Source organism: Vibrio sp. 947 (genome assembly GCF_033339115.1).
In the GTDB taxonomy this organism is placed as follows: Bacteria; Pseudomonadota; Gammaproteobacteria; order Enterobacterales; family Vibrionaceae; genus Vibrio; species Vibrio alginolyticus.
The window spans coordinates 84,315-98,747 of record NZ_JAWOTX010000011.1 but is presented as its reverse complement, the minus strand read 5'-3'; the positions used below and the strand labels follow the sequence as shown (position 1 = coordinate 98,747).

Annotated in this window: 11 protein-coding genes; 10 read left to right on the top strand and 1 reads right to left on the bottom strand. The window is 46.1% G+C overall.

Translation table 11 applies throughout. From position 1 onward, the window contains the following. Nucleotides 1–297: 297 nt before the first annotated feature. The 3 genes from R7Q39_RS15410 to R7Q39_RS15400 all read left to right on the top strand — a co-directional run bounded on the left by R7Q39_RS15410 (nucleotide 298) and on the right by R7Q39_RS15400 (nucleotide 5,587). Nucleotides 298–1,749, top strand: a complete 1,452-nt coding sequence (locus R7Q39_RS15410; RefSeq protein ID WP_017820677.1) for a sigma-54-dependent transcriptional regulator — start codon at nucleotides 298–300, stop codon at nucleotides 1,747–1,749. Beyond that, entirely contained in the window at nucleotides 1,739–3,778 is a 2,040-nt protein-coding gene (locus tag R7Q39_RS15405) for a cache domain-containing protein (RefSeq protein ID WP_047102277.1), read from the top strand. The genes R7Q39_RS15410 and R7Q39_RS15405 overlap by 11 nt, the downstream gene beginning before the upstream one ends. 216 nt (nucleotides 3,779–3,994) lie before the next feature. Further along, nucleotides 3,995–5,587 (top strand): ABC-F family ATPase, encoded by a 1,593-nt coding sequence (locus tag R7Q39_RS15400; protein ID WP_025766654.1) that lies wholly within the window; start codon nucleotides 3,995–3,997, stop codon nucleotides 5,585–5,587. Between the two features lie 240 nt (nucleotides 5,588–5,827). On the opposite strand, the gene R7Q39_RS15395 is transcribed toward R7Q39_RS15400, so the two are convergent. Further along, the gene (locus R7Q39_RS15395) at nucleotides 5,828–6,652 is read right to left on the bottom strand and encodes a formate dehydrogenase accessory sulfurtransferase FdhD (RefSeq protein WP_005377552.1); all 825 of its coding nucleotides are present in this window, start codon (nucleotides 6,650–6,652) and stop codon (nucleotides 5,828–5,830) included. Nucleotides 6,653–6,975: 323 nt separating this feature from the next. On the opposite strand from R7Q39_RS15395, the gene R7Q39_RS15390 reads away from it, so the two are divergent. The 7 genes from R7Q39_RS15390 to fdh3B all read left to right on the top strand — a co-directional run bounded on the left by R7Q39_RS15390 (nucleotide 6,976) and on the right by fdh3B (nucleotide 14,425). Beyond that, nucleotides 6,976–7,440 carry a DUF3305 domain-containing protein gene (locus R7Q39_RS15390; protein ID WP_017634910.1) on the top strand — a complete coding sequence of 155 codons (465 nt, stop codon included), beginning with the start codon at nucleotides 6,976–6,978 and terminating at the stop codon, nucleotides 7,438–7,440. Next, nucleotides 7,430–8,059: a DUF3306 domain-containing protein gene (locus R7Q39_RS15385; protein WP_053307092.1), complete on the top strand. Its 630-nt coding sequence runs from the start codon at nucleotides 7,430–7,432 to the stop codon at nucleotides 8,057–8,059. The genes R7Q39_RS15390 and R7Q39_RS15385 overlap by 11 nt, the downstream gene beginning before the upstream one ends. Before the next feature lie 308 nt (nucleotides 8,060–8,367). After that, entirely contained in the window at nucleotides 8,368–10,029 is a 1,662-nt protein-coding gene (locus R7Q39_RS15380; RefSeq protein WP_017634908.1) for a 4Fe-4S dicluster domain-containing protein, read from the top strand. 9 nt (nucleotides 10,030–10,038) lie between these two features. Continuing rightward, nucleotides 10,039–10,665 carry a molecular chaperone gene (locus R7Q39_RS15375; RefSeq protein WP_017820684.1) on the top strand — a complete coding sequence of 209 codons (627 nt, stop codon included), beginning with the start codon at nucleotides 10,039–10,041 and terminating at the stop codon, nucleotides 10,663–10,665. A gap of 73 nt (nucleotides 10,666–10,738) precedes the next feature. Continuing rightward, complete coding sequence (locus R7Q39_RS15370; protein ID WP_005377542.1) at nucleotides 10,739–10,939, top strand: twin-arginine translocation signal domain-containing protein; 201 nt, start codon at nucleotides 10,739–10,741, stop codon at nucleotides 10,937–10,939. Nucleotides 10,940–10,949: 10 nt separating this feature from the next. After that, nucleotides 10,950–13,805, top strand: coding sequence for a formate dehydrogenase subunit alpha (locus R7Q39_RS15365; RefSeq protein WP_172563266.1), 2,856 nt, complete (start codon nucleotides 10,950–10,952; stop codon nucleotides 13,803–13,805). 11 nt (nucleotides 13,806–13,816) lie between these two features. Then, nucleotides 13,817–14,425 carry a formate dehydrogenase FDH3 subunit beta gene (gene fdh3B / locus R7Q39_RS15360; RefSeq protein WP_005377536.1) on the top strand — a complete coding sequence of 203 codons (609 nt, stop codon included), beginning with the start codon at nucleotides 13,817–13,819 and terminating at the stop codon, nucleotides 14,423–14,425. Nucleotides 14,426–14,433: the final 8 nt, after the last annotated feature.

Sequence of the window (14,433 nt, the reverse complement as noted above, 5' to 3'; positions counted from 1 at the left end):
TCCAGGTTTTAGGGAGAAGCCTTTTTGGACGAGAGCGATTAGCGTAATACGCAAGTTGTCTTAGGGTGTTGGAATAAGCAAACATCAACATCCTGAGATCACTTAAATGCGCTCCGTATCCACCTTATAGCAAACAAGATGCCAACCTTTTACAAGCTTAAAGTGCTTGGTTTATGCACTAAATCATGGGGTTATTTGCATAAAAGTTTGCGTTGGTACAAAATGTCGCACTTTTTGTAGGGTATCTCTGTTTAAACTTGGTACACTCTGTCCCATCGAAATCCATCTGGGGTAAATATGTCTACTCAATCCCATCTTAGTACAAACCAACAATATAGCGCCTTTTCCGTACTGGTCGTCGATGATGAATTAGGCATGCAAGCCATCTTGAAAAAGGCATTGGGTAAGCTTTTTTCACATGTCGATACAGCTGGTAGCATCGAAGAAGCAGAACAACTGCGTAATTCTCGACATTATGATCTGATCTTACTGGATATTAATCTGCCAGGGCGTTCTGGAATTGAGTGGGAAGAAGCGTTTGAAGATGATGACAAACGTGCCGATGTGATTTTTATGACGGGTTATGCGGATTTAGAAATTGCCATTCGAGCGCTACAGCTCGGTGCTTCCGACTTTATCCTCAAACCATTCAACCTTGAGCAGATGTTAAAAGCGGTCAGTCGCTGTATGGATCGCCGTTTGAACGAACGCATGCAGTACGCCATGACACGCGATTACCAACGTCACAATACCTCAGAGATCATCGGCGGCTCAGAAAAAACGCGCCTGCTTAAGCAACTTATTAACCAATTTGCACCATCACGCGCTTCTGTTTTGGTGGAAGGTGAGTCGGGTACGGGTAAAGAGCTAGTTGCACGAGGTATCCACCAGGCGAGTGGGAGAACGGGCCCGTTTGTGCCAATCAACTGCGGCGCGATTGCACCTGAGCTTTTAGAGAGTGAGTTGTTTGGTCATACATCGGGCGCGTTTACCGGTGCAAAAAAATCGCGTGAAGGTTTGTTCCGTGTTGCTAACGGTGGCACCTTATTTCTTGACGAAATCGGGGAGATGCCACTTGCAATGCAGGCATCATTATTACGTGTGTTAGAGCAGCGTACGATTCGCCCTGTCGGTTCAGAAAGAGAGATCAGTATTGATGTCCGTATCGTAGCGGCAACCAACCGAAACCTGCAAGAAGAGGTCAATCAAGGTAATTTCCGCAGTGACCTCTATTACCGTTTAAACGTTCTGAAAATTGAAGTGTGTCCGCTGCGAGAGCGCAAAACCGACTTATTTGAGTTGGTGCCATTTTTCAGCAACATGCTGACGCGCGAGCTCGGTATGCCTGCGCCCAAATGGGCGCACGAGGACATGGAAGCCATGAGTGAGTACGATTGGCCGGGAAACATTCGTGAGCTGAAAAACTTGATTGAGCGTTGTATCTTGCTTGGCAAACCACCTGCACACTATTGGCGAGAGCTGAATGGCGGGCATTCACTGCCTAATGTATCGATTACTGTTTCTCACTCTGCTGAGTTACCAACCTTTAGAGAAGGCAAAGAATTTACTGGCGAAGGCTATCCAAACAGCTGGACGTTAAAAGAAGTCGAGAAAGCACATATTAAACAAGTCGTTAACTTGCATGAAGGCAATAAGTCTGCTGCTGCTCGTGATTTGGGCGTAGCTCGCAAGACCTTAGAACGTAAATACAAAGAATGGGATTCTGAGGATGAGGAATATGCCGACTAACGGCCCACAGTACAAAGGATTGTCAAAATGGACGCACCGTTTTAAAACCATGGTGCGTTATCGCTTGTTATTCTTAACCTCTGCGCCGATTTTCCTCACATTGTTAGCTCTGATCGGCATTACCATTTATTGGTCTATTCATTACACGTGGCAAAATGCGCTGCTTGATGTCTCGGAGCGTCTTGGTGTTGCAAATAACAGCGTAACGTTGTTACAGCAAAAGCAAGCCAATTACGTGCGGGCGTTTGCCGATTCGTACGATTTCCGTATTCGCATTAATCAAGGAACGCCACAAGGTGACCTGCAAAAGTGGGTCACAGAGCAGAAGAAAAGATATGCTTTAGATTTTCTCTCTTTCCAACGCGTTAATTCCATGGAAAACAAATTCCGCTTTATGGATCTCACCAAGCGCGAATCGTTTTTTGATGTACTCAATAAAGAAGAACTCGAACGCCTCGATCCTGAACTCGCCAAACGAGCTGAAGTGCCTATTCTTGCTGATGGTGACAGGGAAGTGCGTGGGTTAGTCAGTCGAACCGTGATTCCGGTATACAGCCAAGCGAACGATTTGATCGGCTTTCTTGATGGTGGTTTGCTCCTTAACAACAGCACAGTGCTGGTGGATCAAATCCGCGATCTCATTTACTTAAGTGATAATGACCGCCTTCGCCCTGTGGGTACGTTGACGGTATTTCTCGATGATTTGCGTGTGAGCACCAACGTTCCTCTAGACAGCGATCATAGACTAGGGCGCGCCATAGGCACTCGCGTGAGCGCAGAAGTGTATAACCAAGTACTTTCGAAGGGTGAACAGTGGGTTGACCGAGCATATGTGTATGACGCTTGGTATATTACGGCGTATCAACCGATCAAAGACCAATACGACAACGTCATTGGTATGCTTTATACCGGTTACCTAATGTGGCCATTCGTTAAAGCCTACATGACCAACATTGCCGAAATCAGCTTGATTACGGTTATGTTATTGCTGGTTTCTGGCGTGATGGTATATCGCGGTTCTTATGATCTGTTTCGACCGATCGAACGCATTCACAAAGTGGTGAAGCAGGTCCAACAAGGTAAAGAAAAACGGATTGGCCCGTTAGGATTAGATGCCGATCATGAACTTGCGCAGTTAGCCAGACAGTTTGATGATATGTTAGACGCGCTAGAAGAGCGCAAAATTGAACTGAAAAACTCCGCAGCTCAACTTGAATGCAAAGTTCAAGAGCGTACGGCAAGCCTGAGAGAAAAAACCCAAGATCTTGAGCTGCATATTCAATTGCTTAACCAAACTCGCGACAAACTCGTTGTTCATGAAAAACTGGCAGCATTGGGAGAACTCACCGCGGGGATTGCTCACGAAATTAATAACCCAACCGCCGTGATTCTTGGCAACGTAGAATTGATCCATTTTGAATTGGGTGACGATGCAAGTCGAGTACAAGAAGAAATTGATGCGATTCACGCGCAAATTGATCGTATCCGCAATATCACACGCAGTTTATTGCAATACAGTCGCCAAGGCGGTGTTCAAGATGAAATCACTTGGCAACATGTCAATCCTATCATTGATGAAAGCATCACCTTGGTTAAAACTGGCACCAAGAAACGCGACGTTGAGTTTGTGACTGACCTACAAGCGCATACGTCCGTTGAGATAAACCGTCACCACTTGCTACAAATCTTAGTTAATTTGCAAATGAACGCCATTCACGCAATGAGCGGTAAAGGCATGTTAACAGTAGTCAGTGAAGACTGGATTGACGAGGGAGAAGTGAAAGGAGCCGCGATTCATGTTATCGATGAGGGCTGCGGTATTAAACCAGAAAACTTGAGTCGAATCTTCTCGCCATTTTACACAACGAAACGAGAAGGCACAGGGTTAGGGCTATCGGTCTCCCAAAGTATTCTCAGCCAAACGGGTGGTGAGTTAAAAGCAGAGTCTGAATGGGGAAAAGGCAGTAAATTCAGTATTTATTTACCTAAAAAAGCCGAACTGATCCTAGAGGTGACGAACATCGCTTAGTCACTTTTTTGAAGTATTAATGGAAAAAGAGCCACTGACGATAGTGGCTCTTTTTTGTATTTAATGACGCATTTATGTTTGCGCTTTTGCTTCTTAGAAACCTTACAATGATTTTACTTGGAGTGAATTAATAAAAACAACACTTGCAGTATGTAGCATGAACAAGTACCGTTGCCCGGTTTTTCTAAATACACCCCAATTGCTAAGGTAAAGGTTTTGATCTCCACAGCGAATATTACTCAACAATTCGGCGCTAAGCCGCTATTCGAAAACATTTCAGTTAAGTTCGGCGAAGGCAATCGCTATGGCTTAATTGGAGCTAACGGTTGTGGTAAATCAACCTTTATGAAGATCCTCAGCGGCGAGCTTGAGCAAACCAGTGGTAACGTAAGCTACGATCCAAACGAGCGCGTTGCAAAACTGAACCAGGACCAGTTCGCTTACGAAGAATTTACGGTAATCGATACCGTTATCATGGGTCATAAAGAGCTATGGGAAGTGAAGAAAGAGCGTGACCGTATCTACTCACTTGCTGAAATGAGTGAAGAAGACGGCATGAAAGTGGCTGACTTAGAAGTTCAGTTTGCTGAAATGGACGGCTACATGGCAGAAGCCAAAGCGGGCGAGCTTCTTCTTGCTGTAGGTATCCCAATGGAGCAACACTTCGGTCTAATGAGTGAAGTAGCACCAGGCTGGAAACTTCGTGTGCTTCTAGCGCAGGTTCTATTCGCAGACCCAGATGTGATGCTTCTTGACGAACCTACCAACAACTTGGACATGGACACAATCCGTTGGTTGGAAGACACGCTAAACGCGCGTAACTGCACAATGATCATCATTTCGCACGACCGTCACTTCCTAAACTCAGTATGTACACACATGGCTGACTTGGACTACGGTGAGCTACGCGTTTACCCTGGTAACTACGACGAGTACATGACGGCGGCTTCTCAAGCTCGCGAACGTCTACTAAACGACAACGCGAAGAAGAAAGCACAAATCGCTGAGCTACAAACGTTCGTTGCGCGTTTCTCTGCAAACGCATCGAAAGCAAAACAAGCGACATCTCGTGCGAAGCAAATCGACAAGATCAAATTGGACGAAGTGAAAGCGTCTAGTCGTCAAAACCCATTCATTCGTTTTGAACAGTCTAAAGAGCTGTTCCGTAACGCTCTGATTGTAGAAAACCTGAGCCAAGGTTTTGAAGAGGACTTGTTCTCAGACTTCAATGCAATTTTTGAAGTGGGAGAGCGCGTTGCGATCATCGGTGAAAATGGTGTGGGTAAAACAACACTTCTAAACACGCTTGCTGGTGTACTTGAACCGCGTGCTGGTGAGTTCAAATGGTCTGAAAATGCAAACATCGGTTACTACGCGCAAGACCACGCGCATGACTTTGCAGAAGATATGAATCTAACGGATTGGATGGGTCAATGGCGTCAAGAAGGTGATGACGAGCAAGTCGTTCGTGGTTTCCTTGGTCGTATGCTGTTTGGTCAAGATGACATTAAGAAGTCAGTAAAAGTACTGTCTGGTGGTGAACAAGGTCGTATGCTGCTTGGTAAGTTAATGATGCACAAGCCAAACATGCTGCTAATGGACGAACCAACCAACCACATGGACATGGAATCAATTGAATCTTTGAACACGGCGCTTGAGCAATACAAAGGCACGTTGTTCTTCGTCTCTCACGACCGTGTATTCGTAGACTCACTAGCAACGCGTATTATCGAAATCCGCGATGGTAAAATCACAGACTTTAAAGGCACTTACTCTGAGTTCCTAAAATCTCGTGGTGTTGACGCGTAATTACTCGCAAAGCGTTTAAAAAGCAAAAGCCTCGCTATTTAGCGAGGCTTTTTTGATATTTGGCCTTAATCCTTAAACTGACCGGTTATATACGCATAGAGCCCGACCACGCCAAAGGTAATAATCATAGAAAGCATGATACCGCTGGGCGTAAGCAGAAAATTCCACAATTGGTCATTATTCATAGTCCACATCCTCTGTGAATCCGCATTATTGGTTTTAGTTTACACTGAAAAGGTGTTATTGGTTGCCTTTTACATCAAATTCAACCTTGTCGGCTCCTGTAAACACTTGGAAGCGCAAACCTTTCGCACGCGCAATGGTCGTAATACCAAATTGCTTCGCTAGATCTAACCCCATTTGAGTAACGCCAGAGCGAGAAAGCAGAACAGGAATGCCCATTTGAGCCACTTTAATCACCATCTCTGATGTAAGGCGACCAGTTGTGTAGAAAATTTTATCTTCACCTGTTTCTTCTTTGAGCCACATCTCACCTGCAAGTGTATCCACTGCGTTGTGACGGCCGACATCTTCCACAAATGACAACACTTCATTACCTTTGCAAACCGCACAGCCGTGTACTGCGCCCGCTTTTTTGTAGGTGTCGTTGTAATGAGTTAACGCTTCCAGCGCAGAATAAATTTCTGACTGCTTAAGAGAAACTTGAGGCACTTGATAATTTTCAAGCTGCTTCATCACGTTGCCATACATAGTGCCTTGGCCACAACCTGAGGTGACGGTTTTCTTTTTCAGGGCGCCTTCTAAGTGTTCAGTGTTTTCTTTAGTAATCACCGCTGCGGAATGCGTTTCCCAGTCAATAATAACGGATTCAATCGCGGCTGGATCGGACAGGAAGCTTTGGTTTTTTAAATAACCCAGTACTAGTGCTTCTGGACGCGAACCTAGCGTCATGAGCGTGACCACTTCTTTCCAGTTCAGCATGACCGTAAGAGGACGCTCGCAAGCGATTTGCTTCGTGAGCTTTTCGCCGTACTCGTCGTACACATCGACTTCAATGGTTTGCAGGGGATTTTCACTGGTTTTAATAATATTTGGTTTCAGCACAGTCGTGTCCTAGTGATTAAGAGCGTTAGGTTGCTACGCATTTTAGCTTGTTAAGTGGCTAGCAAATCTCATTCCAAAATAGCGGTTCCCACAGAAGTTGCGAGGTTTTATGTCAACAATGCATTAAAACTGCGAGTTCGCAGTAATGACACATCAATACATTTGAGTTTCGTCTAGTTTGGTACTTATAGCCTGAGGGAGTATATAGACTAAGTTATATCAGCTTGGCGCGTTTATTGCTTCGAAGACAATAAAAATGGTCGAAAACGGGGGCAAAATGTCCTGTGTGTTTTCAGACCAAAAATAGAAAGACTGGGTGAGTTATGTCGGATAAGAAAGATTTCGAAAAAAATTACGAAAAGACTGAGGATACATGGCCAATCGGCGTAGAGCTTGTTGAGCATGAGATCAGTACAGGGATTTGGGTGACAACCCAATGGCAGTTGACAGGATTTGCGCTGAATCCGACGGAAGAGACTCCAGATGTTTGTCCGTTGCAATTACATAAAGATGAACGTACAGACTACCGCTTTAACTTAAGCTCTCTGCAACCTAAACTCTTTTTAGTGATGGATAACGTCGAGTCTGGTGAAAAACCAGCGATACAGTTACTGACGGCTTCACAATCTGTTGCGGCGCAATATATGGATGGTGATAACCTTGTACTATCTAACGATATGCCGTTAGCCGTTCAGGCTTGGATGGAAGCCTTTATCGGTCGCCACGGTGAGTTGTTAGAAGTAAGACGTAAGAAACGCAAAGGAGCGGGCAGAGCAAATGGCAACTAGTTTTTTAAGCCGTTGGTCGAAACGTAAGTTAGAAGAATCTTCCCAACATGATGAAGAGATCACGCCGATAGCAGAGACGGCGCAATCCGAAGATAGTGTCACAGCGCTTTCAAACGCTGACGAAAGCTCAGATGCTTTGAACGTCAATGAGGATAGTCAGGCTCCAGACATTACCGCGAGTGTAGAGACTGAAAAAACCGAAGAAATGTCTGTGGCGCAACTGCTGGTTTCTGAAGCCTCAGAAAGCGTCAAGAAAGCTGCGCTGCGCAAAATGTTCTTGTCCGAAGAATTTAACGTGCGTGACGGCCTAGACGATTACGATGATGATTACAGTAACTTAAAGTCACTTTCTCAAGACGTCGCTGAGACGCTGCGTGATTGGGTTAAAGACAAAGTGGAAGACGAACCAGACGCTGAAACTGCGCAAGGGTCTGAGCTTAACGTTAACGATATCGCATCTGGGGTAGTTGAAGACGCAGAGTCAAACACCGACAAAAGTGGCCAAATTACTCAATATGAAAATGAACTGTATATAAATACAGTTCCTGGCGAAAGTGATACTTTTGCTGAAGAATCACAGCCTAACGAGGTGAGACAAAATATACCACATAAAGAATAGGTACATTTTGACTAAACACTCAATGAGCCGGCTGAGACAAAATGTCTCAACCGGTTTTTTTATCCCTACTATTTGTCAGTAAAATTGATAACCTATTGATTTTTAGTTGATATTTTATTGGCATGACACTTGCTGTCTGTTGCTCAATACCAATCTGGTTGAAGTTAGTACGGACGCACTGCGTAGTATTCATCGCCTATAGATGGCGGAATAAGAATGCTCATTGATAAGTTAATCAGCAGAATCTCCGGCGCTAACTACACTAAGAGATGGAAAAGACTATCCATGTTCATAAATGGAATTGAGCAATGCTGAAACAATTATTAGAACAAGCAACTTCCAATAACGGTAAAGCGAGGCTGTACGCTTTCGAAAATACCGTAGAGTTGACCAATCTTATTCCACCAACCGTAAGCTATGAAAGCGGTGGTAATACTTTGATTGTGGGCCCAACAGCAATCATCGAAAGTGCGGCAGCGCAATTGTCGCAAATGAACAGCCTAACGCTGCTTTCTACCGATGGCGAAAAGGGCACAAATCCCGAGCTTTATTACGCCAATTCGGTTCAGGTTTCAGGGTTCTTAGGTACGTTTGAAGTTCTGATTGAAAATCATGGTTCGACCAACAATCTTGCCAAGGTCGCGATCAATAGCGATTGTTTCGATATCGTACTCGATCTTTGCCTTAACAGCTGCATGTCGGAAGAAGTCCCAGTACCGGGCTACTACCCAGTAGGTCGTGGCTATCCGAAACTGGCTGAAGCGTTGGAAGAGATTCCAACCTTAATGGGGACGTTCGATAAACCGAAATTCTTCCGTTTAGATACCGATTTATGTGCACACAGCTCTCGTGGCGTAAAAGGTTGCGAACGGTGTGTGGATGCTTGTCCGGCAGGGGCACTATCGAGTGAAGGCAGCGACAAAACGGGCCATCGCATCGAGATCAACCCATACCTATGTCAAGGCGTGGGTACTTGTGCTACAGCGTGTCCGACAGAAGCGATTCATTACGCACTGCCAAACCCTGAAGATACGCAAAAGTTTATTGAACGTACGCTCGCCAACTATGAGCAAGCGGGTGGTTTAGATCCTATCGTATTGATTTGCAGTTCTCGCCACGAGAGCTACAACGTGATGGCACTAAAAGCACTGCCAGATAATGTGATTCCAATTGTGGTGGAAGAACTGCCTTCGGTTGGTATTGATACTTGGTTCGCCGCGCTTGTGAATGGTGCTACTCAGGTGCTGTTTGCGGCTTCACGTTTTATGCCTCAAACCATTATTCGTGTGCTTAATAGCGAAGTAGGTATTGCTCAAGAGCTGCTCGGTCAGCTTGGTATCGCCAAAGAAACCATCGACATTCTGTATCTAGAGTCACTACGTGAAGGTGCTCCGACACTTTGTACCGAGTCTTTTGATTTGGCATTAGGAGACTTGCAAGGCAACAAACGTCAGCGTCTATTTACGGCGTTGGATGCGTTGTCCGCATCACGTATTCCAGTTGAGAACATTGTTGAACTTCCAGCGAACGCACCTTACGGCACAGTCTCTTGTGAAAGTAAAGGTTGTACGTTGTGTATGAGCTGTGTGGCGGTGTGTCCAACACGTGCATTGCATACGGACGGTCGATCTCCGTCGCTTAAATTCGTCGAGCAAGACTGCATTCAATGTGGGCTGTGCGAGAAAGCGTGTCCAGAGAAAGTGCTGACGCTTACTCCTCGTATGAACTGGGTGAAAGAAGAACGCCAGAAAGCGGTTGTGATTCATGAAGAAAAGGCAGCCGAGTGCATTCGTTGTCACAAGCCCTTTGCTCCGCAATCGATGATCGACATGCTACAAAACAAGTTACGCGGTCACTCTCATTTCTCTGATGAAGCGGCGATCAATCGTATCGCGATGTGTGAAGACTGCCGTGTGATCGACATGTTTGAGTCGATGGCAGAAGACCCAATGAAACAACTGAAATACTAGGAGCTCGCAGTGGACACACAACAAGAACAAACACTGAGAACAGACATTTATCTCGTTTTATCCGCACTTTTTCGTAGTGCGCCTAGTGATGAAATGCTGGCGTTCCTGAAATCGCTAGAAATTGAACCGTCTGAGAGCGCGATGCAAAAAGCTTGGCTCGCACTGCAACAAGCCGCGAACGAAGCGCAGCGAGAAGCGTTAGAAGAAGAATATCAAGATCTGTTTATTGGCATTGGACGTGGTGAAGTTGTGCCATTCGGATCTTGGCATCGCACTGGCTCGATGATGGAAAAACCGTTAGCGGAAATTCGTCGCGATTTGGATCTTTTAGGCATCGAACGAGAAGAGAACGTGAAAGAGCCTGAAGACCATATTTCTGCACTGTGCGAAGTGATGGCAATGCTGACAGGTGAAGAGGAAGAACTTCAACAAGCGGTGTTTAACAAACACATTGCTCCTTGGTTCCAATCTTTTACGCGCCAACTAGAGAGCGCCGAAAGCGTGAACTTCTACAAGCCAGCTGCACAGCTTTGCGATGCATTTTTAACGTTAGAGCAAGTCCGCTTTAGCGTGAACACCAAAAGCAGTAAGAACAAATTAAAAATTGATGTGAAAAACGTCACTGATTACGAGTAATCGAGCAGTACTTGGTCATATCGATAGAGAGGCATGAGTCTCCAAAGATCTACCGTAAGGTAAGGAAGCAATGATGAAAGATAATAAAGAAATAAACACAAGCCGTAGGGATCTCCTAAAAGGCTTCACAACCGCTGCCGTTGCCGGTGCTGTTGTTGCGGGAACCACGAAAGTGGCCGTTGCTTCAGAAACGGTTGAGCCTTCTGAAAACGACGTGAAGAAGAAAGGGTATCGTGAAACTCAACACATTCGCGATTACTACGACACACTTTAGGAGATAACGGATGAAACTTGTCAAACGCTCCGACAGTGTGAGCAAAGAAACGAACCAGCTTGGCGTATCTCGTCGTGCATTCATGAAAAACACTTCGCTTGCCGCTGGTGGCGCAGTGGTTGGTGCTAGTCTATTTGCACCGGGAATGATGAAAAAAGCGCAAGCAAAATCTGTCGATCCAGAAGCGAAAACAGAAATAAAACGTACTATCTGTTCTCACTGTTCAGTGGGTTGTGGTATTTACGCAGAAGTTCAAAATGGTGTTTGGACGGGTCAAGAGCCTGCATTCGACCACCCATTTAACGCCGGTGGTCACTGTGCAAAAGGTGCAGCACTGCGTGAACATGGCCACGGTGAGCGCCGTCTTAAATACCCAATGAAGCTTGAAAACGGTAAGTGGAAAAAGCTTTCTTGGGATCAAGCGATCGAAGAAATCGGTAACAAGGTGATGGACATCCGTAAAGAGTCCGGCCCTGATTCGGTTTACTTCTTGGGAAGCGCAAAGCACAGCAACGAACAAGCGTACTTGTTCCGCAAAATGGCATCACTTTGGGGTACGAACAACGTTGACCACCAAGCGCGTATTTGTCACTCAACAACCGTGGCGGGTGTAGCGAACACTTGGGGTTACGGTGCGATGACCAACTCTTTCAATGACATGCACAACTGTAAGTCGATGCTATTCATTGGTTCAAACCCAGCTGAAGCACACCCAGTAGCGATGCAGCACATTCTGATCGCGAAAGAGAAGAACAACTGTAAGATCGTCGTAGCGGATCCTCGTCGTACACGTACGGCAGCAAAGTCGGATCACTATGTATCACTTCGTCCTGGTTCTGACGTAGCATTTATTTGGGGTGTGTTGTGGCACATCTTCGAAAACCAATGGGAAGATAAAGAGTTCATCCGTCAACGTGTATTCGGTATGGATGAAATCCGTGCTGAAGTAGCGAAATGGACGCCAGCAGAAGTTGAGCGCGTAACAGGCGTAAGCGAAGAAGACGTTTACCAAACAGCAAAACTGCTTTCTGAAAATCGCCCGGGCTGTATTGTTTGGTGTATGGGTGGTACTCAGCATACTACTGGTAACAACAACACACGCGCTTACTGTGTGCTTGAGCTAGCGCTTGGTAACATTGGTAAATCAGGCGGCGGTGCAAACATCTTCCGTGGTCACGATAACGTACAAGGCGCAACCGACCTTGGCGTACTTTCTGACACGCTGCCTGGCTACTACGGCCTTTCTGAAGGCGCTTGGCGTCATTGGTCAAAAGTGTGGGAAATCGATTACGAATGGATCAAAGGTCGTTTCGATGACAACGCTTACAGCGGTCAGAAACCAATGCACAGTGCAGGTATTCCTGTATCTCGTTGGGTTGATGGTGTACTGGAGAACAAAGACAACATTCGTCAGCGCGAAAACATCCGTGCAATGTTCTACTGGGGACACGCAGTGAACTCTCAAACACGTGGTGTTGAGATGAAAAAAGCGATGCAGAAGTTGGACATGATGGTGATTGTGGACCCTTACCCAACGGTTGCTGCGGTAATGAACGACCGTACCGACGGCGTTTACCTGCTTCCTGCAACAACACAGTTTGAAACACACGGCAGCGTTACCGCATCTAACCGTTCTCTACAATGGCGTGAGCAGGTGATTGAACCTTTGTTTGAATCAAAACCAGACCACGAAATCATGTACCTGCTTTCGAAGAAACTGGGCTATTCCGATCTTCTGTTCAAAAACATCCGTGTTGAAAACAACCAGCCGGTGATTGAAGACCTAACGCGTGAATTCAACAAAGGCATGTGGACGATTGGTTACACAGGCCAAAGCCCAGAGCGTTTGAAAGCGCACCAACAAAACTGGCATACGTTCCACAAAACCACATTGGAAGCGGAAGGTGGCCCTGTCAACGGTGAAACCTACGGTCTACCTTGGCCATGTTGGGGTACACCAGAAATGAAACACCCAGGCACGCACATTCTGTACGATACGTCTAAGACGGTTGCAGAAGGTGGCGGTAACTTCCGTACGCGCTTTGGTGTGGAATTTGAAGGCAAGAGCCTACTTGCTGAAGACAGCTATTCGAAGGGCTGTGAAATCAAAGACGGTTACCCAGAGTTCACTGACAAGTTGTTGAAACAACTTGGTTGGTGGGACGATCTAACTGCTGAAGAGAAAGTGGCAGCAGAGGGTAAAAACTGGAAGACTGACCTTTCTGGCGGTATTCAGCGTGTCGCGATCAAGCACGGTTGTATTCCATTTGGTAACGCGAAAGCGCGTGCGATTGTTTGGACGTTCCCAGACCGTGTGCCACTGCATCGTGAACCACTTTACACACCACGTCGTGACCTTGTAACGGATTACCCAACTTGGGAAGACAAAGATGCAATCTTCCGTGTTCCTACGTTGTATAAATCCATTCAAGAGCAAGACAAATCGGGCGAGTACCCAATCGTTCTGACTTCTGGCCGTCTGGTTGAATACGAAGGTGGTGGTGAAGAGACGCGTTCAAACCCTTGGCTTGCCGAGCTTCAACAAGAAATGTTTGTTGAAGTGAACCCGAAAGACGCAAACGATCTTGGCTTTAGAGATGGTGATGATGTTTGGGTTGAAGGTGCAGAGAAAGGACGAATCAAGGTGAAAGCGATGGTAACACGTCGTGTGAAACCTGGTTTGGCGTTCATTCCGTTCCACTTTGGCGGTAAGTTCGAAGGTGAAGACCTACGCCCTAAATACCCAGAAGGTACACAACCTTACGTTGTTGGCGAATCGGCTAACACGGCAACCACTTACGGTTACGACCCGGTTACCTTGATGCAGGAAACCAAAGTAACCCTATGTAACATTCGTAAAGCGTAAGGAGTCTGACAATGGCACGAATGAAATTTCTATGTGACACCAAACGCTGTATCGAGTGTAACGGCTGTGTTACTGCATGTAAGAACGAAAACGACGATGCGCTTGAATGGGGCATTCAACGTCGCCGCGTGGTAACACTAAACGACGGTGAAGCTGGTGAAAACTCTATCTCTGTTGCTTGTATGCACTGTACCGATGCGCCTTGTATGGCAGTTTGTCCAGCTGATTGTTTCGAACATACCGAAGACGGCATCGTTCTTCACAATAAAGATCTGTGTATCGGTTGTGGTTACTGTTTGTTTGCTTGTCCGTTTGGCGCACCTCAATTTCCTAAACAAGAAGCGTTTGGTGAACGTGGCAAAATGGATAAATGTACTTTCTGCGCGGGCGGCCCAGAAACAGAGCCTGGCTCTGAGGAAGAACGTCAAAAATACGGTGCGAACCGTATCGCAGAAGGCAAGTTACCGATGTGTGCATCGCTTTGTTCAACTAAAGCGCTGCTTGCGGGTGACGCAGAGAAAGTCTCTGACATTTTCCGTCAACGTGTGGTAGAACGCGGCGCGAAAAACGCAGGTTGGACAGACGGAAACGATCTTTCTTACGATGCGACGAAAAGCTAAGTAAGGAG

What these genes read in the sequence shown, in the direction of transcription:
- R7Q39_RS15380 (WP_017634908.1), top strand. Translation starts at nt 8,368, where the DNA reads ATGCTGAAACAATTATTAGAACAAGCAACTTCCAATAACGGTAAAGCG.
- R7Q39_RS15390 (WP_017634910.1), top strand. Translation starts at nt 6,976, where the DNA reads ATGTCGGATAAGAAAGATTTCGAAAAAAATTACGAAAAGACTGAGGAT.
- fdh3B (WP_005377536.1), top strand. Translation starts at nt 13,817, where the DNA reads ATGGCACGAATGAAATTTCTATGTGACACCAAACGCTGTATCGAGTGT.
- R7Q39_RS15410 (WP_017820677.1), top strand. Translation starts at nt 298, where the DNA reads ATGTCTACTCAATCCCATCTTAGTACAAACCAACAATATAGCGCCTTT.
- R7Q39_RS15385 (WP_053307092.1), top strand. Translation starts at nt 7,430, where the DNA reads ATGGCAACTAGTTTTTTAAGCCGTTGGTCGAAACGTAAGTTAGAAGAA.
- R7Q39_RS15370 (WP_005377542.1), top strand. Translation starts at nt 10,739, where the DNA reads ATGAAAGATAATAAAGAAATAAACACAAGCCGTAGGGATCTCCTAAAA.
- R7Q39_RS15365 (WP_172563266.1), top strand. Translation starts at nt 10,950, where the DNA reads ATGAAACTTGTCAAACGCTCCGACAGTGTGAGCAAAGAAACGAACCAG.
- R7Q39_RS15405 (WP_047102277.1), top strand. Translation starts at nt 1,739, where the DNA reads ATGCCGACTAACGGCCCACAGTACAAAGGATTGTCAAAATGGACGCAC.